Below are 17565 nucleotides of genomic sequence, written 5' to 3'. Positions count from 1 at the left end.
GGTGTCCGTCAAAATTTTGGAACACTCAACCTTGCGAAGGTTTTGACGACAAATCAAATAGGATTGCCGTTCAACCTTCGCAAGGTTTTTTCACCACCCAAAAACTTGACGCACACCTCCCGATTCGATAAAGACTTGCCCCACGTTAACGCCCGCCGCCATCAACACACTCGACAGTATACAACAAGCGGCGAATCTTGTCATTGATTCGCCGCGGGCGTTGGATTCCGTTTAACCGTGAAAGGCAAATAAAAAACCACCCCGCAGAAACTATCTCTGCGAGGTGGGACGTTTTCTATTCACGCGTGCGTCGCGAGTTTGTTTGCGGCAACTTGGCGCGCTGCGCCTGATGGTTGACTCAACCCGGCAAACGCGTGCAGTTGCTGAACCAGTTTCGCGGCGGAGGCGACGCCATTGTTGACGTGACGCGGTTGTCCTTGCGCGTCAATGATGAACGTCGTCGGAACACTGAGCACGCCCCACTGATTGGCAAGGTCTATCCGTTCAGACGCGTCCACCTTGATGATTTGCAAAGCATCGCCAAACTGCGCGCGCAATTCCTCGATGGCTGGACTCTGGAGCGTTTGACACGGCGCGCAATCCGGCGTGGTAAAGTAGAGAATCGTCGGCGCGCCGACGCGAAAATCGTCCAGACCCAGGTTCGCCTGATCGCGCTGCACGTGACGCAGAGAGGCAAGACGTAATTTTGTCACCGCGAGATACAAGCCAACGCCGGCGAAAATAATGAGAATGGTGATGCCAAAACGAATTGCAATGTCCATCAACCCGCCTTTTGCGATGGACGCATCCCGGGGAATGTGCCGGGAAGGGGTTGCGCGGTAAAGCCCGGCAAGCGCAAGCGACCGAGCCAATAGTACACAAAACAGCCGGCGCAAAAACCGACGAACAGATTGAGTGCGGCGAGCGCAACGACCAGCCACGTCAACGCCCAGCCGACGATGGCGCTGTTCAGCAGGAACGCAACGAACGCGATCGCGAGCACTGCGCCGCCCATGCCCTGCGCGAAAACGTGCGGTTGCGGGTGATCGGCAATGACATCCGGTTTGACGATGCCGCGCGGCTTGAGAAACCCCGCGTAGATGAATTTGAAACCGGGTTGGCGTAATGCCGTGCCGATCAGCATCACCAAGCCAACACTCGCGACGAGCCACGGCGCGTTGATGATGAACGCGATGATCAGTAAAGCAATGATCGTCGCTTGGTTGACGCGCAACGCGGAATGGTCTACGCGTGTGATTAGATCACTCATGGTTATTTCTCCTGAGATAAAATAAAAAACTCATCGCCGCATTGCCAGCGATGAGTTGAATCGAATCGGATTCGATTTGAAATCATCACCCCAATGCAAAAAACGCGCGATCCAACATCGCGCAACAACACAAGCAACAGACGGTTGGGGTAATTGCATTCGACAAAAGCATCGCTTACATCCTACTTGACATTGTATAATCAGTTGCGACTCTTGTCCATCAAAAACATGTTAGAGCTTGCCGCGGTCAGCCGTGCGAAGGTTTAGCCGATAAAACAGCGAGCTTGGCAGGCGGCAGGCGCGTCATTGCGGAACGCGTTTCCGATCAACCTTCGCAAGATATTGCGCGCATTATTTGAACGGCACGAACGCGAGAATCGTTTCCGGAAACGAATCCGTTGCGATGAGCAAGCCGCGATAGTCCAGTCGCGCGATGGCTTCCCAGTTACGCGCGGTATCCGCGTTCAGCAACACCAGTTGAATCGGCGCGCGATCGGTGAATGCGACGCCGGACTCGTTATACTGAAATTCGACCAAACGCTCGACTTGAGGAAATTTCGCGTGTGTGGGACCTTGCCCGTATTTTGCCGCCAGCGTATCCACGCGCGGCGCTTTGAGTGAAGCATCGTCGCCGGGAAATTGATAGCTGATGCCCCAGAACTTGAACGCGCTATCGGGCGGCGTCACATCGGTCAGGCGATAGTCCAGGTTCGGAAACGTCAGCGTGCCCACGGGCGCGAGTGTTTTTTGATCGAACACGGATGCGATGGGCGACTGGTTCACGCCCGCACCGTTTGCTTCGTAAAAGGTCAGCAGTTTGTCGCCGACGGCGAGCAGTGCCTCTTGGCTGAGATTGTTGATCGGCGCGGGTGATTTGATCGGCGTGAGTTTCGTTGGATCGAATTTCACCTTGCTCAAATCCGGCGCGATGTCGCCTGCCATCAAGTACGCTTGCATCGTGTTGCGGTTTAATTTATTTTCGGTTTCGATGGTGACGAACACTCGATTGCCAACGAACACGATGGATTCGTACCCTTGATAGTTGAATCCGTCCGCGTCAATCCGTTTGATTAAATCGCCATCGTCAAGCTGGATGCGCTTGGGGACGAGCGCATCTTTTTTCGCGCCGTCCACGAACGCGAGGAGGTCGGCTCTGGCAAACGCGAAAAGCGCCGGCGCGGCTTGGGGCGCGATGTTGCGTCGCTTTTCGAAATCGGGATACTGGGGCAACAGAATCAAATAGTCGCCGTACCACGCCATGCCGGAAATTTCCGCGCGCGCGTTGGCAATCGTACCGGAAACGGGAATGACCAACGGCGCGATTTCAGCCACGGGCGTGGTGGTAATAGCCGATGCCGGGGCGACCGTCGGAATTGGCATCGGCGCGCACGCGTTGACGAGCAGCACGAGTAACGTTAAAATAACGCGGCAATCACGTTTCAGCATTGGGGCTCCTTTTACGCGGTCATCAATTTCACATAGATTTCTTCGAGCGCGGATTCCTGCACCGACAAATCCACGAGCGCCCACTCGTTCTCCGCGATCGTTTCGAGCATGTCCGCGATCGCGCCGACGTCGGTCGTGCGAAAAACGTAATTGTCGTCCTTGTGTTCAAAATCGAGCGGCTCGTCTGCTTTGAAGACGACCTGATACTCGCGCCGCCCCAGACTCGCGCGAATTGCGTCCATCGTGTCGAACACGACGAGTTGTCCGTTCTTGATGATGGCGACGCGATCGCAGATGTACTCGACGTGAAAGAGATTGTGCGCGCTCAATAAGATCGTCTTGCCCGCGCGCTTGAGCGTTTTCAAATAGTTGATGATGAAGAACGACGTGAGCGGATCGAGTCCCGAGTTCGGCTCGTCGAGGACGAGCAAATCCGGATCGTGCAACAGCGTGCGCGCAATCGCGACTTTGCGTTTCATGCCTTTGGAGAATTCGCCCGTCATCTTGTCGCGCTCGGGGAGTTTGAGCGAATCGAGGAGCGCATCAATACGCGCGAGCGTCGCGCGGCGCGGCATTCCGTAAAGTTCAGAGAAGAACACGAGGTATTGGTGCGCGGTCATGTTTTCGTAGAGTGGACTTTCTTCCGGCAAAAAGCCAATGTGCCGCTTGACCGCGACGCTCTCTTTTTGAATATCCCGTCCCAGGACGCGAATCGCACCTTCAGTCGGCGCGACGAGTCCGGCGATCATTTTGAGCGTCGTACTTTTTCCCGCGCCGTTATGCCCGATGATGCCGACGATTTCGCCGGTGTTCACGGTCAAAGTCAAATCGTTCACCGCAATGAAATCGCGATAACGTTTGGTGACGTGCGTGAGTTCGATCATGTTTTCGATTTTACTGCAAACGCGGTTAGGATGCAAAAGGATATGAATCAAGTTTGGCTCGTCAACATCGAAAGGATGCCATACGCGGTCGCGCTCGCGTTGCAACATCGCCTCGTCGCGGCGCGCAAGCGCGGTGCGTTGCAGGATACGTTGCTGTTGTTGGAACATCCGCCGGTATTGACCCTGGGACGAAACGCGAAAGACGAAAATATTCTCGCGTCGCCGGAGGCGTTACGCGCGATGGGCGTGGAGGTGTTTCGCGTCGAGCGCGGCGGCGATGTAACGTATCACGGACCCGGACAACTCGTCGGGTATCCGATTCTGAATCTGCGAAATTTCCGGATGGATGTGGGCTGGTACGTTCGCTCGCTCGAAGAGTTGATGATCCGCGCGCTCGGTGATTTCGGTATCGCGAGCCGGCGCAGCGAGAAACTGGTTGGAGTCTGGGTTGAACAGGATTCGCGTGAAGCGAAAATCGCGCAGATTGGCGCGCGGATCGAAGAGTGGATCACGTATCATGGTTTCGCGTTGAATGTGGACCCGAACCTCGCGCACTTTGATTTGATCGTACCGTGTGGCATTGCCGACAAAGCAGTGACGACGATGACGCGCGAGTTGCACCGCGCGATTGAGCCGCGCGCGGTACGCGAGCGCATCGCTACGCGATTTGCGGAGGTGTTCGAAGCAGAGCTGATGGAGATTCCGTACGCAGAATTGCAGGCACAGTTGGAAGCGATTTGACACGGTAGGAGAGGTATGCTATATTCCGTGCCGTTCGTGGGGGCGTGGTGTAGCTGGCCCAACACGCGGCCCTGTCAAGGCCGAGATCGCGGGTTCGAATCCCGTCGCTCCCGCAGCGGCAACTTTCCATAACACGAAAGTTGCCGTTTTCTTTTTGCAGGAAGGGCGGTAATTGATCCTGCGAAATGTCCTTGATCATTCCGTCTTTAATCGCTTGATGCACCGACACATAGTAGCTGGGGCGCAGCATGAGCGCGCACAGATGATCGTCGCACACCCACACGCGTTCCAAAATCAAATTGAAGAGACGTTGTTTCCCCTCAGCGTCCGCTTCGTTCCACTCCTTGGAAAAGTTTTTGAGCAATCGATGTGCCTCGATCAATTCGTCTTGCGGGATCGGTTGCAGTTGCGCGAGCTCAGTTTTGAGTTGCTCGCGCTTTTCGACGTATTCCTCCTGTTTCAAGTACCCCATGTCCCAGCGAAAATCGAGTCGCTCGATGATCGCTTGGATTTCTTTGATACGTTCGTCAAGCCGTTCTTTGCCCAACAAATCGCCGACGGCGTTAACGGCGGATTGTTCCCACTCGTCCGGCAATTCCATGCAACTCAAGAATCCACCCAACTGGTTTTCGATGAGATCGGCGTTGACCATACATTGTGGGCAGCCGTTGCTCCAATCGACGACGCCCGCGCAGCGATAATAGCGCTGACCAAGTGGATTCTTTTGCGCGCGCATTTTGGAATTGCAATGACCACAATACAGCAAGCCCGAAAGTGGATACGTGAGAATGCTGCGAACGGGAGTGCGACGACCGTGAGATAACTTGCGAACCTCTTGACAGCGGTCGAAAATATCTTGCGGGATGATCGCCTCGTGTTGTCCCGTGAACCATTGCGTCGGGACGGATTTGTCGCGGCGACCGTTGGGTTGTTTCTTGTACGAGTGGTAGCGGATGAGTCCCAGGTAGGTTTGATTCTGGAGCATCGAGCGCACCATCTCGCGATTGAAGGGCAGGCCGGTCTTGGACCGGTAGCCTGCCGCATTCAATAGATTTGCAATTTCGCGGTCGGTGTATTTGCCCGTGCCGTATTCGGTGAACGCCAAAAGCAATCCTTCCGCCTCTTTCTCATTGCGAATGAGAATGCCCTCTTTGGTTTTGTCGTAGCCGAAGGGCGCAAGGTTATTGTGTTTGCCCTGGGATGCTTTTTCGCGTTTGCCTTTTTTCGTTTCGGAACTGAGGTTGCGGCTGTACCATTCGGCGACGAGTTCGAGCACACCTTCGGTCAACATGCCGGCGAGACTGTCTTCGTCTTCGGAGAGTTCGGTGACGGAAAAGACTTTGATGCCCAGGTCGGCGCGAAAGAGGGATTTGTAAACGCTGGCATCGCGACGACTGCGTGCCATGCGATCAAACTTGTGGACGACGATGGCATCGAACTGTTTGAGCCGTGCATCGCGCACCATGTCTTGAAAAGCCGGACGATCATCATTAGTGCCGGTAAACGCTTCGTCTTCGTAGAAACGGACGAGCGCGCCGCTGAGATCGCCTTTTTGTTGGGCAACCCATAAACGGATCGCGTGCTTTTGCGCGTCGAGTGAATAGTTGCCACGTTGATCTTCTGAACTGATGCGAACATAACCGACGTACCGCATGATTGCCTCCTCGAAGTGGAATCGATTTTGTGAGATGGATTGGTTGATTTAACGATGCTTGCTTTTGCGACGCGATGCCGATGACTTGGGCGTGGCTTTCTTTTCTTGCGCCTGTTTAAACTGGCGAGTTTTACGACGTGCCGCTGCTTCGCTGTCGCGATACCATTGGGCGACAAATTTCATGATACCTTCTGTAATCTCTGCAACTTCTTTTTCATTCCCTGGCAAGATTGTGTGATTTGGATTTGCCTTCTGCCATTCTGCAAAAGTCATCCGACGTTTTTTCGGCCGGGATGTGGGTTGATCAGATAGTGATTGTTCCATTCAAATCTCCTCGGTGTCAGGGGCTAGGTGCAATCCCCAGCCCCTGGACGGATCATGCAGGTTGTCTATTGACTTAAACAAGCGGAGTGAATACCGACGACATAGGATCGCCGCCTTGACTCTTTGGGCGAGGTGTGGCGTTGCCAGGTCTCGCCTTGCTTGAACGGCTTGCGACAATGCAAGCAACGCTTGGGACCTTTGCGATTCGGTCCTGTCATGTACTCGATAGTCGTGTATTGGTGCGGACGAATGATGTTGTTTGGTCGTGCGCCTTGATGCATGTAGATTCTCCATCGACGAGTGGAGCAAAAGAACGCGGAGGGGTTTCCTCCCAATAGTGGCTGGCAAATGATCGCCCAAGCCGAATGAATGAGATGCAATGAACAAGCCAGGTTCATCGCCGTTTAGGGTAGGGAATAATCAAGTGCGAGACACCTCCTGCAAAAAAGAATCGCCTTCTCCCGTGCGAAGAGAGAAGGCGATTCGCTTCGTTGAAAAACGAAGTAATCAGCCCTTGCTGGCGCTCTGTCCAGCGGCAACTTGTTCTATCAACCCGAGCGTGATAGAATAAGCCCAGCCCTCTCCGTGTTGCGTCACGGTGGTGGGTCAGCGGTTAGGTAATGCTTCCAACATTGCCTAGCCGCGATCTTTTTGTTCGCGAACAAATCCTGGGGATATTATACTATGAACACACGTTCTACGTCAATAGTTTTTGCAAACTTTTTTGCGAAATTCCGGATTTTCGCCGTCGCTCTGCAAGAGGGTATGCAATACCCAGGTTCTTTGCACGCGCGTGCAAAGAACAATCGCAAGTCGGAATAGTATGTGTGCGGGTGCGACATCGAACCCGCACACAACTTCTGCACGCGCGTACATCTAAACGAGCATGGCGGACAATCCGAGAAACGCTCCATACTGTTGGGCGGGAGTTTCATACACACGCTGATCGGATTTCTTGAGCGTGGTGAACCAAATTGGAGCGATGACCACAGTATCCTTTTGCAAAGTTCGCTTCCAAGTTCCCGTAATGTGACCACCAGACAAACTCTTGAGAGGGTGCGAGGAAAATCGGTGTGCCTCTTTGCTCTTTCACCTAGTTCATGTGGGGTTAGCAGAGCATCTCTAGCAAATCTTTGAAATTTGGCTTGATCCTTTCTCAATCATACGAGAGACAAATTTCCAACGAAAACTTGATGCACGCGCGCACATTTATCGTTGTATAGTGTTGTGGACAAATGTTCTATATCTTACTCAATGCACTGCGGACAAATGCTGTTAGGCGACAACCTGAAAAGAGGAGACAAACAGATGAACAAAGTGACACCTTTCCTGATGTTCGATGACCAACTCGAAGCTGCAATCGCGTTCTATACCGCTACGTTCCCAGACTCTGAGATCAAGACTGTTGCCCGTACTGGTAAGGACGGCCCAATCACTTCTGCCGAGTTTGTCGTTGGTGGTCAGTTCTTCATGGGGTATAACGGGGGCCCATACTTCAAATTCTCTCAGGGCTTTTCGCTCTTTGTTAACTGCAAGGATCAGAGGGAGGTTGACGAATACTGGAACAGACTCGTCAGCGCTGGCGCAACCCCATCGCAATGCGGATGGATTACCGATCAATTTGGCATCACTTGGCAAATCGTGCCGAGGCGTTTCATGGAACTCATAGCCGACAAGAACCCGAGAAAGGTACAGGCTGTAATGGAAGCGATGATGACAATGGTGAAGCTCGACGTGGCGGCACTGGAGAAAGCCTATGATGCTGCATAGCAGACGATATGCTGGCAACTGTCGACCGATAAGCACGATACCCGCAAGCTGACTCACTCGAAGCGTTGGTTTTGCACGCCAACGTAGTGGCTTTATCGCCTAACAACGGCATGCAGCGGACGGCGCTTCACGCCGCCGCTGATGTCGGCGTTAGGCGCCATGCCCCGCTCCGCCATACTCGGTAATTGGAAATTCTATAAAGCGGTGCTCGAACTTTTCATTTAACCTCATATCAGGAGGGCTATGAGAAAGGTTGTTTTTGCGATCAATATCACCACGGACGGGTATTGCAGCCACACGGACGGGATTGCCGACGACGAGCTGCACGAGTACTTCACCCGGGTACTGCGCAATGCGAGTCTCCTCCTCTACGGCCGGACCACGTATCAACTCATGGTGCCCTATTGGCCCGATGTCGCCAAAAACTCATCGGAGACAGAAGCAGTCAATGAGTTCGCTCGCGTATTCGACTCGCTGGACAAGGTCGTATTCTCCACCACATTGAAACAAGTTCAGGGAAACAACACGAGAATCGTACGGGCAAACGTTGCGGAAGAGGTGCTCGCGCTGAAGCAGCAGCCCGGGAAAGACATTTGCGTAGGCAGTTTGAGCCTTGCGTCCCAGCTTTCGGAGCGCGGTTTGATTGACGAATATCGTTTCGTGGTTCATCCGGTGGTTGCCGGAAAAGGACCGCGATTATTCGAAACCGTGACGCCGCAGGACACGCTTCGGCTAGACTTGCTCGGTTCGGAAACGTTTCAATCTGGCGTCGTTGCCCTCCACTACCGAAAGCAGACGTGAGTCGTTATGGCGTCTCGTGGCAGATCGTTCCCACCGCAATGGACGAGATGATGCGTCGTGGCACTCGCGAGCAAATTGATCGAGTGACCCAGGCATTCTTGCCGATGAAGAAACTTGATATAGCGAAATTAGAGCAAGCATTCCAGGGCGAAGGGAGACAAAAGGTATGACAAAATTAAACACGTATCTCAATTTTGCGGGCAACACCGAGGAAGCCTTCAACTTTTACAAATCTGTTTTTGGCGGCGAGTTTACCTCGCTGGTCCGTTTCAAGGATATGCCAATGGAAGGGATGCAAATCCCCAAAGCGGACGAGAATAAAATCATGCACATCGGCTTGCCCATTGGCAAATCAGATGTCTTGATGGCGTCCGATACACTTGAATCATTTGGACAAAAATTGAACCTGGGAAACAATGTTCGCCTTTCCCTCCACCCAGAGAGCAAAGCCGAAGCCGACTGGTTATTTAACGCTCTTTCCGCGGGCGGCGTGATCGAGCAACCCATCGCCGATGCGCCCTGGGGCGATTACTATGGCAGTTTCACGGACAAGTTCGGCGTGCAGTGGATGGTCGACTATGTTCGTCCGAAAGGATCGGCATGAACGGAAAAGATTTGCGGGTCTGAATGGATTGGAAAGGAAACCAGCATGAAATTTCTGCTCACTTCCGCTGGCATCAAGAACCCGAGCATCCACAACGCGCTGGTTGACCTCCTGGGCAAACCGATTGCCGAGTCCAGCGCACTCTGCATTCCCACGGCGATCTATCCTTTCCCCGGCGGGCCTTCAATGGCTTACCGGTTTATCAGCGGATCAACCGCCAACCCCATGTGCGAACTAGGTTGGAAGTCGTTGGGTGTGCTGGAGCTCACGGCTCTACCCAGCATCAAAAAAGAGTATTGGATCGCGGCGGTCCAGGAGACTGATGCCTTGCTGGTGCAGGGCGGTGATGTCTTTTATTTGTGCCGCTGGATGAAGGAGTCGGGACTAGCAGACCTCTTGCCGTCGTTGCGCGAGACCGTCTATGTGGGGGTGAGCGCTGGCAGTATGGTGACAGCCCCTATTTTCGGAGAGACGTACGACGACCCGAATAAACCCTTCGTCATCGATAAGGGGTTGGGGCTGGTTGAGTTTGCGTTGCTTCCGCACCTGGATCACGCGGACCACCCGGAAAGTTCCATGGCCAAAGTGGAAAGAATGGCTGCCGAGGTACCCGTGCCGCTGTACGCGATTGACGATCAGACCGCCATTAAAGTGGTCGATGGCACTGTCCAAGTTGTCTCCGAGGGCAATTGGAAACTGTTTACGCCCTAATGCGGTGTTTGGGAACTGGTTCGTTCTCCCTGGCACTGCCCGCCACTATAGTCCCCGAAGAGAAGCGGAGTGGGAGGGCAAGTGTGCGCGCCAAATGAGCGAGGAGCAACCGAATCATTGCCCCTTGGATCAGTGTTTCACTGGGAGGTCATCTCCGCGATTAACAAAAGACGCTCTAAGAGGTTGTTGAACAAATGCAATTCTTAACCACCAAGCTAAGGGGATTGTGCTAAAGAAAGAGGCAATATGAAATTTGGCATTCTTTATCAGGAACTTGAACATAGCACTGAGATGATCCGGGCTTTATTGTCAGGAATCGAACCCGAGGCAGCGCGCTTCAAACCGAGCGCGGAATCGTGGTCGATTCTCGAAGTGGTGTGTCACTTGTACGATGAAGAGCGCGAAGATTTTCGAGAACATCTCGATTTCATTCTGCACCGCCAAAATGAAGCATGGCATGCGATTGACACCGAAGGTTGGGTCACCCAACGAAACTATAACGAGCAGGACTTTACTTCGATGCAAGAAAAATTCTTTGTCGAACGTGAAAAATCATTGACCTGGCTCAAGGGATTACAGAACCCAGATTGGGAGAAAACGTATACAACGAAGTACCGCACCATCAGCGCGGGAGAGATGTTCGCCTGTTGGGTCGCGCACGACAATCTCGCCATCCGCCAATTGGTGGAACTCCGGCGCTTGAGGTTAGAAAATATCACCAAGCCATACAATCTCGAATACGCAGGTGATTGGTAACTGAATGGACGCAAATCGTATCTCCAGCAACACAGGCGGAAAAAGATTTCCTGAAAGGCGTCGGCTGGGTCTGATTCCAACACCCAAAAACGAGCTAGGTTGAATAAATGAAACCCAGGTTTCTCTGAATCAGGAAACCTGGGTTTTTTCCAATAGTGCTGGAACGATGGAGCAACACACGCAACTTGAATTTGCCTTCTGTAAAGGGTCGCATATAATCCGCACAACCGTTTTTCCCCAAGACACCATGGGGCTCACGAAATTACTGCCTGACTAGGTCGTTGAGTCTAACCTTTCCAAGGTCGGGGAGAACGCTACCTAAATTGAAATGTCTCATTTCTATTCCAATTCAAAATGGATCGTGAGGTTGCTCAATTTCTTCATCAAAAGAAAAATTGCACGAGAAACCCAGGATACTTTGAATGCGATGAAGAAAAGCATCGAATCGAATCCTGGACATTGACCATGCACGCCACAGATCAGGAGTATTATCGGTGCAGAATATTGTCAAAACCAAGAAGGGGCCAATAGAATACCGTCTTGAAGGCAGTGGCCCGACCGTGATGGTTTTGAACGGCGGGCATTGCAGTCGCGAGACTCGTCTTTCGCATGAGAAGTTGACTGAGCATGGTTTCTCCGTTCTCACTCCCTCTCGTCCTGGCTACGATAGCACCCCCTCGGATGTCGGCAAAAGCGCTCAAGCCGCCGCCGATGCGCTCGCTGCCCTCCTTGATACATTGCAAATTGCAACGGTCGATGTGATTGGCATTTCCGCCGCGGGACCAACCGCCTTGGCATTCGTGCAGCAATATCCTAGTCGTGTCCGCAAACTGATTTTAGAGTCCGCCGTGACCACTGACTGGGATGAACAAATAAAAAGACGTTCACGTATTGGGTTTGGACGTGCGGCAAAGGTCACTTGGGCAGTCATGCACGTTATGTTGAAACTATTTCCAAGGATCATCATAAAAACCCTCCTGCATGACTTGACCGTTCTCGATGTCAACCTGGTAATTAAACGGTTGAGTCCAGACGACCTCGCCTTTGTCAAACGTATGCTTGAAACTTCTCAAGCCAGCACAGGGTTCGTGAACGACATCGAACATAAGGTGGATCATCTGGAAACAATTACCAAGCCTGTGTTGGTTATGTATTCACCCAATGATGCAACAGTATCCCCCAAGAATGCTCGACGGGTTGCAAGCGAAATTTCCACCAGTGAACTGTATGAAGTGCCATCGGATACTCATCTGATTTGGATTGGTAATTCTGCCAAGGATGTATGGCAAAAACGATTATCATTTCTGCTGTCGGATGGCATCTCCTGACACAGCGGAACGATGTTCGGTGACAAGGAGGTTCGGATGACTGACTCTATCAGCCCAAAGCAGTTCTACGAAGCCGAGGGCGTCACAGATTGGCGCTTGACCAGCGAAGGCGCAACTGCATTCTTCCGCACCCGGTCGTTCGCCGAGAGTGCTCGCTTTGTACAAGCGATCAGCGAGTTGCCGGGTGTTGAGGCTCACCGCCCCGGCGTCGACGTACGACAGGATGGCGTGACCGTTCACATGATCACATATACCGATAACTACTTTGGTATGAGTCAACGTGACGTTGAGCTGGCTAGGCAGGTCTCGGCAGTTGCGTTGAGCCAAGGACTAACCGCTGACCCGTCCGCCGTCCAGAGTCTGCTAATCATTCCTGGCGCGACCAACATCGCCCAAGTAAGACCCTTCTGGCAAGCGGTGCTCGGATATGAACCACGGCGCGACAGTCCCGCCGAGGACCTCGTTGATCCACGTGATCGTGGACCAGCGTTCTGGCTCGAACAGATGAACGAGCCACGCCGCGATGGCGGTGGCGCGATTCATATCGCGATTTGGGTGCCGTATGAACAGGCGGAGCCGCGCATCGCGGCGGCGCTCGCCGCCGGAGGACGAATGGTGCGTGATGAGTTCGCGCCTTCCTGGTGGACGCTCGCCGATGCGGCGGGGAACGAAGCCGACATCGCCACTACAAAGGGACGCGACTGAGGGATCGCCCCGGAGCATGGCTCAACATCGCTCAAGTTACGCACACCATCTGGAATGCTCGCGCCAATCCAAGTCAGGAGGCAAGGATTGCCGCACTCGTGAAGAAAGCGGTGAGCTGAGTATGAAAACAAGGACGAATCCTTCAGCGAAAGACAAGTCCGCATCGCAACAGATCGATGCCATCATCAAGGAGCCAGTCGACTGGCGGGGCAAGAAATTATCACAACTGCGCGCTGTGATCAAGAAAGCCGACCCAGCCGTGGTCGAAGAAGTGAAGTGGAAAAAACCCTCCAAACCTTCGGGAGTTCCTGTTTGGTCTCATGATGGAATCCTATGCGTAGCAGATACGCTCAAGAACGCGGTGAGGCTGACATTCCCAAAAGGTGCTCAGATGAAAGACCCGAAGAAGCTCTTCAACACGCGCCTGGATAGCAAGACAGTTCGTGCCATCGACTTTTACGAAGATGAGACGATAGATGAGCCGGCGCTAAAGCGACTCATTCGCGATGCCGTGAAGTTGAACACGCAAAAAGAGCGCGAGCGATAAGAAGAACCGACGCTAAACGAGCATAGCGGACAATCCAAGAAACGCGCCATACTGTCTGGCGGCTTTAAGCATACGCTGGTCGGATTTCTTTGGCGCGGCAAACCAACTTGGTGTGATGACGACAGTATCTTTTTGCAGTGTGCGTTTCCATGTTCCTATGACCTGCCCGTTGACGACGATCGTCGGATTCAACATTCCACCGCCAGCATTGGTTTGCATCACATACAAGGGGTCGAGGACAGCACTGCGATCTTTGTAGCCCACGAGGTACTCGTCAAAACCTGGTAACAGATACGCGGACGCAGTTTGCGGTTTCGTTTTTGTGATTGGAGTAGCCGCAGAAAACCAATACGTCTGCCCTGCAACAACTTCTTGCGTGAGACGCGCCTTTGCCAACTCAAGTCCCTCGCGCGCATCGTTCGTCGCAAGTCCCGACCACCATACGAAATCTTGCAACGTTGCGGGACCATGACTCGTAAAGTATCGCTTGGCAAGTTCTGTTAACGCAGCATCGCGTTCCATTCGCTTGGATTTGGGTACCCATTCGTCGAGCAAGACAAAAGTATGTTGTTTGCCGGCACGCGCCCCAAAGCAAATCACGCCCTCTTGCGCGAGCCGTCCCAGGATGTGAATACCCCGCTGTCCCGTGGTAGAGATATGCGTCGATTCAAGCACTTGATACATTTCCTCGCGTTCAAGTTGCTTGCCGCCTTGCAACGCACGTTCGATGGTTTTTCGACTGCGCGAGAAAGTTGCCTCGTCCAGTTCGAGTTGTTTCCAGCGTGACGCGCTGCCGGCGATGACGCGCGGCGTCAAGAGTGCGAGCATCCAGCGAACATCGTCGGCTGCCACAAAATGCAACGTGCCGCGCATGGGCCACGTGCGGACGATGGTTCGGTTCGCCAGCGCTTGTTCAATTTCCTTTTCGTTGGCATCCTGCGTGCGTAGTCCGACTGCCCACAACGCGCCGAGATAATCCTGGGCTTGGAGCGCGCCGAACCAATTCACCACATCGCTGGATTTGTCGAAAGTCGGGTTGGCGATGAGTTGATTATGGAGTCGTTCTCTCGCGATATTCGGATGAGCCACCCTCGTTCTCCACGATTAGCACGCCTTGCCACATCACAAACGAAACGCGTTGGCATGACTTGGAAATATATTTTCGCCGCCTTTTGCTAAAATCAATTCCCAGCTTTGATTGCTTTTCTCATCATCAGGCATGACGAATTCGATGGGATGTAGATCTCCAATGATCACTTCTTTTTGATCAGACAGAAAACTAATGCTGTCCGGCGAGTGACCCTCAGTGCGCAGAACTTCGCCCGCGATGCCGATTTTTCCCAAGCCCTCCCTTGAATCGGAGATTTGCCACGTGATCAATTTGGATTTGTCGATGGCGCGATAGTCTTTGTTATTCTTCCAGATGGTTTTTTCCATCGCATCAATGGCTCTCATTTGGTTTTCAAAGACAATGCAAGTAATTCCAACGGTGATAAAGTCGGTGATCAGTCCGGCGTGATCCATATGAAAATGGGTTACGATTGCCCAGGCAATGTCTTGATATTTCAACGCAATCTTTTTCATTTCCCGTTGGTATTCATGCAGAGTGCTGGGCCAGCCGGCATCAATCGCCAGCAATTTGTGATCCAGCGTGCTCTCCACAAAGAAGCAATTTGTGTTGTGATAGCGTAATACTCGCACCATCTCCAACCAGCTCACATTCCGTCGCAAAGATTTTCTCCGAACGCTCGGAGAATTGTTCACTCATTTTCGACAAGCATTATATCACACCGCACTCCTGCGCCGTTATAATTAGTTGGCGTGTTCGACACTCGCTTATTTCCGTTGAGTGTTCTTCTTTCGGAGCGCCCTGCGCATGACAGGGCGAGTTGGTTTTCGACGTGCCACTTCCTTGAATCCCGCACGGTCAAAAATCTTCCTTCGACTTCGCTCAGGACAAGTCTTTGCGCCAAACCACATAAAGTCGGGATGGCTCTTTTCCGCCTTGTCGACAGGATATGCCTCAACGAGGCGCGCACCTTGGGAGCGTGCATATTTAATCGCGCCTTCGAGCAAGGCTTCGGTGATGCCTTTGCCGCGTTCGCGCGGATCGACATAGAAACAGACAATAGACCAAACCGGTTTATCATCCACGGGTTTCATCACGGGAGACCGCTCCAGCCGCAAGTATTCTTCGCGTGGCGAAATGGACACCCAGCCGACCGCTTTACCATCATGGTACGCAAGCAAGCCAGGTGCATGATCGCGCGTCACCAGGGAGAACAAGGCGCGCTTGTTTCCTTCGGCAGTCGCGCCAACATGCGCCCCGGTTTTGCGATAATACATGCACCAGCAGCCGCGCACAATCGATCCGCCGGGACGATTGAAGAGGTCAACTAAATCATTCCAGCGTTCTTTGGTCAGAGGATAGACTTGAATCGCCATCGTTGCCTTCCATTGCTCACTTGCGAATTTAGCTCGATACGTCCAGGACAATCTTGCCGAGCGTGTGACCACTTTCAATCTGACGATGCGCCTCTTGAATCTTCTTCCAATCCATCCGTTGCGTCATTGTGCTGACCAATATTTTTTGATCGAGCAATTCCGCCAAGCGATTCAGGATTTGCCCTTGCCGTTCCATTTCGATTTTGAGACGCGAGCGCGCGAACATCAATTCGAACGTGAGCGTGCCGCGCTTGGCAAACACGAGACTGGCGTCAATTGACTTTGCCGCGTCGCCGCCGACGATATTGCAAATCGTTCCCATCGGATTTAGCACGACGGCGAGCAGTGAAATGTTCGTGACCTCATTACAGTTCAGAATGTAATCAACGCCATCCAATCCGAGAGCACGAAGTTGCGGTCCAAGTTCTTGTGAATGATCAACCACCTCGTCGGTTCCCATCCGACGGCAATATTCAATGGATGCAGGACGACTCGCGGTCGCAATCACATGCATATTCGCCACGCGCTTGGCAATTTGAATCGCGATGGAACCCACTCCACCGGCACCACCGAAGATGAGCGGCGTACCCCGATTGACATTGGGCTTAGGTTCCAAGTGCATCTGCTCGAAGAAAGCTTCCCAGGCGGTGAGTCCCGTGAGCGGAATCGCCGCAGCTTCGGCGAAACTCAACGTCTTGGGTTTGTGTCCAACGATGCGCTCATCAATCGCGACGAATTCCGCGTAACATCCTTGACGGGTTGCATCTCCAGCGAAGAAGACTTCCTCGCCAACATGGAAAAGAGAGACCTCGGGTCCAACTTGTTCGACAATCCCTGCGCTATCGAAACCCAGGATTTTTGGAAAAGTTAGCGGTGCGTTCCCCGCGCGTCGTCGCTTGGCATCGACTGGATTCACGGCGAATGCCTTGACGCGCACAAGCAGGTCGCGCGGCTGCAGAGTCGGCGTTGGCACGGTGACGAATTGCAATACTTCAAGTCCTCCATATTCGGAATGACTAATGGCTTGCATAGCGGTTTCCTTTCTGTCCAAGTTGGAAAAGTTCAGCCAGATGATTCGTCAAATGGTCGATTCCGCCAAATTCTGGCACGGTGATCGATTGGATGCGCGCCTGCACGGTGGGTTTGAGGTGAGGATACGTCATCTCACTTTCTCCGCCGATACTGGCGCAATCATCTTCGATCAAAACGTCGGGCATCACGCGCTCGGCAACATCGGCGTACGCTTCGCCGGAGCGCCGATAAAATAATTCGCCCTCTGGAAAACCATGACGCTTCAGGACATTTTGAATGGCAGCGACTTGGTCAGGTTTTGTGCGCGAGGTGAGATAAACAATCTGCGCGCCTTGATGTTGCCACGTTCGCAATTTCTCGACGGCATGGCCAATCGGGACATGCGCGGCGTAATCGATGATGGCGATTTTTCGTTCCCGGATTTGACGAACGATCTCGACTCTAGCCAGTCCGACTGCTTCGGCGTGCATGAGAATGGTGCCTTCGGTGAAGATAAGGAGTTTCATTCCTTGACGGTTCTTACGTCGTTTGCAGTCAGGTCGAGTGT

The 17565-nt window shown here is 52.9% G+C and carries 20 protein-coding genes, 1 tRNA gene and 2 pseudogenes; 11 read left to right on the top strand and 12 right to left on the bottom strand.

Features of this window, described 5'->3' with window-relative positions; translation table 11 throughout:
• Positions 1-299: 299 nt before the first annotated feature.
• The 4 genes from HY868_18675 to HY868_18660 all read right to left on the bottom strand — a co-directional run bounded on the left by HY868_18675 (position 300) and on the right by HY868_18660 (position 3600).
• Positions 300-782, bottom strand: coding sequence for a thioredoxin family protein (locus HY868_18675; protein ID MBI5304164.1), 483 nt, complete (start codon positions 780-782; stop codon positions 300-302).
• On the bottom strand, positions 782-1270 hold the full coding sequence (locus tag HY868_18670; protein ID MBI5304163.1) for a DUF4395 domain-containing protein: 489 nt from the start codon (positions 1268-1270) through the stop codon (positions 782-784). Before HY868_18670 ends, HY868_18675 begins: the two co-directional genes overlap by 1 nt.
• 351 nt (positions 1271-1621) lie before the next feature.
• Positions 1622-2716 carry a hypothetical protein gene (locus tag HY868_18665; GenBank protein ID MBI5304162.1) on the bottom strand — a complete coding sequence of 365 codons (1095 nt, stop codon included), beginning with the start codon at positions 2714-2716 and terminating at the stop codon, positions 1622-1624.
• An 11-nt stretch (positions 2717-2727) separates the two neighbouring features.
• The gene (locus tag HY868_18660; protein ID MBI5304161.1) at positions 2728-3600 is read right to left on the bottom strand and encodes an ABC transporter ATP-binding protein; all 873 of its coding nucleotides are present in this window, start codon (positions 3598-3600) and stop codon (positions 2728-2730) included.
• Between the two features lie 42 nt (positions 3601-3642).
• Between HY868_18660 and lipB the strand changes: the two genes are divergently transcribed.
• Entirely contained in the window at positions 3643-4341 is a 699-nt protein-coding gene (gene lipB, locus HY868_18655) for a lipoyl(octanoyl) transferase LipB (protein MBI5304160.1), read from the top strand.
• Between the two features lie 38 nt (positions 4342-4379).
• A tRNA-Asp gene (locus HY868_18650) sits at positions 4380-4454 on the top strand.
• 512 nt (positions 4455-4966) lie between these two features.
• Here HY868_18650 and HY868_18645 read toward each other — a convergent pair.
• Both HY868_18645 and HY868_18640 read right to left on the bottom strand, forming a co-directional pair.
• Positions 4967-5077, bottom strand: a pseudogene (locus HY868_18645) (hypothetical protein).
• An 87-nt stretch (positions 5078-5164) separates the two neighbouring features.
• A pseudogene (locus HY868_18640) lies at positions 5165-5632 on the bottom strand (recombinase family protein).
• On the opposite strand from HY868_18640, the gene HY868_18635 reads away from it, so the two are divergent.
• A complete protein-coding gene (locus tag HY868_18635) occupies positions 5528-5911 on the top strand; it encodes a hypothetical protein (protein MBI5304159.1) in 384 nt (127 codons plus the stop codon). The pseudogene HY868_18640 and the gene HY868_18635 overlap by 105 nt on opposite strands.
• Before the next feature lie 132 nt (positions 5912-6043).
• On the opposite strand, the gene HY868_18630 is transcribed toward HY868_18635, so the two are convergent.
• The gene (locus HY868_18630; GenBank protein MBI5304158.1) at positions 6044-6319 is read right to left on the bottom strand and encodes a hypothetical protein; all 276 of its coding nucleotides are present in this window, start codon (positions 6317-6319) and stop codon (positions 6044-6046) included.
• A 1308-nt stretch (positions 6320-7627) separates the two neighbouring features.
• On the opposite strand from HY868_18630, the gene HY868_18625 reads away from it, so the two are divergent.
• The 8 genes from HY868_18625 to HY868_18590 all read left to right on the top strand — a co-directional run bounded on the left by HY868_18625 (position 7628) and on the right by HY868_18590 (position 13541).
• A complete protein-coding gene (locus tag HY868_18625) occupies positions 7628-8089 on the top strand; it encodes a VOC family protein (protein ID MBI5304157.1) in 462 nt (153 codons plus the stop codon).
• Between the two features lie 243 nt (positions 8090-8332).
• Positions 8333-8890, top strand: a complete 558-nt coding sequence (locus HY868_18620; protein ID MBI5304156.1) for a dihydrofolate reductase family protein — start codon at positions 8333-8335, stop codon at positions 8888-8890.
• A gap of 166 nt (positions 8891-9056) precedes the next feature.
• A complete protein-coding gene (locus HY868_18615; GenBank protein MBI5304155.1) occupies positions 9057-9494 on the top strand; it encodes a VOC family protein in 438 nt (145 codons plus the stop codon).
• 45 nt (positions 9495-9539) lie between these two features.
• Complete coding sequence (locus tag HY868_18610; protein ID MBI5304154.1) at positions 9540-10205, top strand: Type 1 glutamine amidotransferase-like domain-containing protein; 666 nt, start codon at positions 9540-9542, stop codon at positions 10203-10205.
• A gap of 246 nt (positions 10206-10451) precedes the next feature.
• Entirely contained in the window at positions 10452-10961 is a 510-nt protein-coding gene (locus HY868_18605; GenBank protein ID MBI5304153.1) for a DinB family protein, read from the top strand.
• A gap of 494 nt (positions 10962-11455) precedes the next feature.
• Positions 11456-12289: an alpha/beta hydrolase gene (locus HY868_18600; GenBank protein ID MBI5304152.1), complete on the top strand. Its 834-nt coding sequence runs from the start codon at positions 11456-11458 to the stop codon at positions 12287-12289.
• A 36-nt stretch (positions 12290-12325) separates the two neighbouring features.
• A complete protein-coding gene (locus HY868_18595; GenBank protein MBI5304151.1) occupies positions 12326-12994 on the top strand; it encodes a 4a-hydroxytetrahydrobiopterin dehydratase in 669 nt (222 codons plus the stop codon).
• 121 nt (positions 12995-13115) lie between these two features.
• Positions 13116-13541, top strand: coding sequence for a DUF1801 domain-containing protein (locus HY868_18590; GenBank protein ID MBI5304150.1), 426 nt, complete (start codon positions 13116-13118; stop codon positions 13539-13541).
• A gap of 12 nt (positions 13542-13553) precedes the next feature.
• Here HY868_18590 and HY868_18585 read toward each other — a convergent pair whose 3' ends face one another.
• From HY868_18585 to HY868_18565, 5 genes are all read right to left on the bottom strand, one after another.
• Positions 13554-14630, bottom strand: a complete 1077-nt coding sequence (locus HY868_18585) for an AlkZ family DNA glycosylase (protein ID MBI5304149.1) — start codon at positions 14628-14630, stop codon at positions 13554-13556.
• Positions 14631-14663: 33 nt separating this feature from the next.
• Entirely contained in the window at positions 14664-15272 is a 609-nt protein-coding gene (locus HY868_18580; protein ID MBI5304148.1) for an MBL fold metallo-hydrolase, read from the bottom strand.
• A 105-nt stretch (positions 15273-15377) separates the two neighbouring features.
• The gene (locus tag HY868_18575; protein MBI5304147.1) at positions 15378-15986 is read right to left on the bottom strand and encodes a GNAT family N-acetyltransferase; all 609 of its coding nucleotides are present in this window, start codon (positions 15984-15986) and stop codon (positions 15378-15380) included.
• 28 nt (positions 15987-16014) lie between these two features.
• Positions 16015-17016: a zinc-binding alcohol dehydrogenase family protein gene (locus HY868_18570; GenBank protein MBI5304146.1), complete on the bottom strand. Its 1002-nt coding sequence runs from the start codon at positions 17014-17016 to the stop codon at positions 16015-16017.
• The gene (locus HY868_18565; GenBank protein ID MBI5304145.1) at positions 17003-17524 is read right to left on the bottom strand and encodes a hypothetical protein; all 522 of its coding nucleotides are present in this window, start codon (positions 17522-17524) and stop codon (positions 17003-17005) included. Before HY868_18565 ends, HY868_18570 begins: the two co-directional genes overlap by 14 nt.
• Between the last annotated feature and the right edge of the window lie 41 nt (positions 17525-17565).

The organism is Chloroflexota bacterium (genome assembly GCA_016219275.1).
Lineage (GTDB): Bacteria > Chloroflexota > Anaerolineae > UBA4142 > UBA4142 > JACRBM01.
Note: the sequence above shows the minus strand (reverse complement) of the source record. Positions and strands in the feature narration are given on the sequence as shown.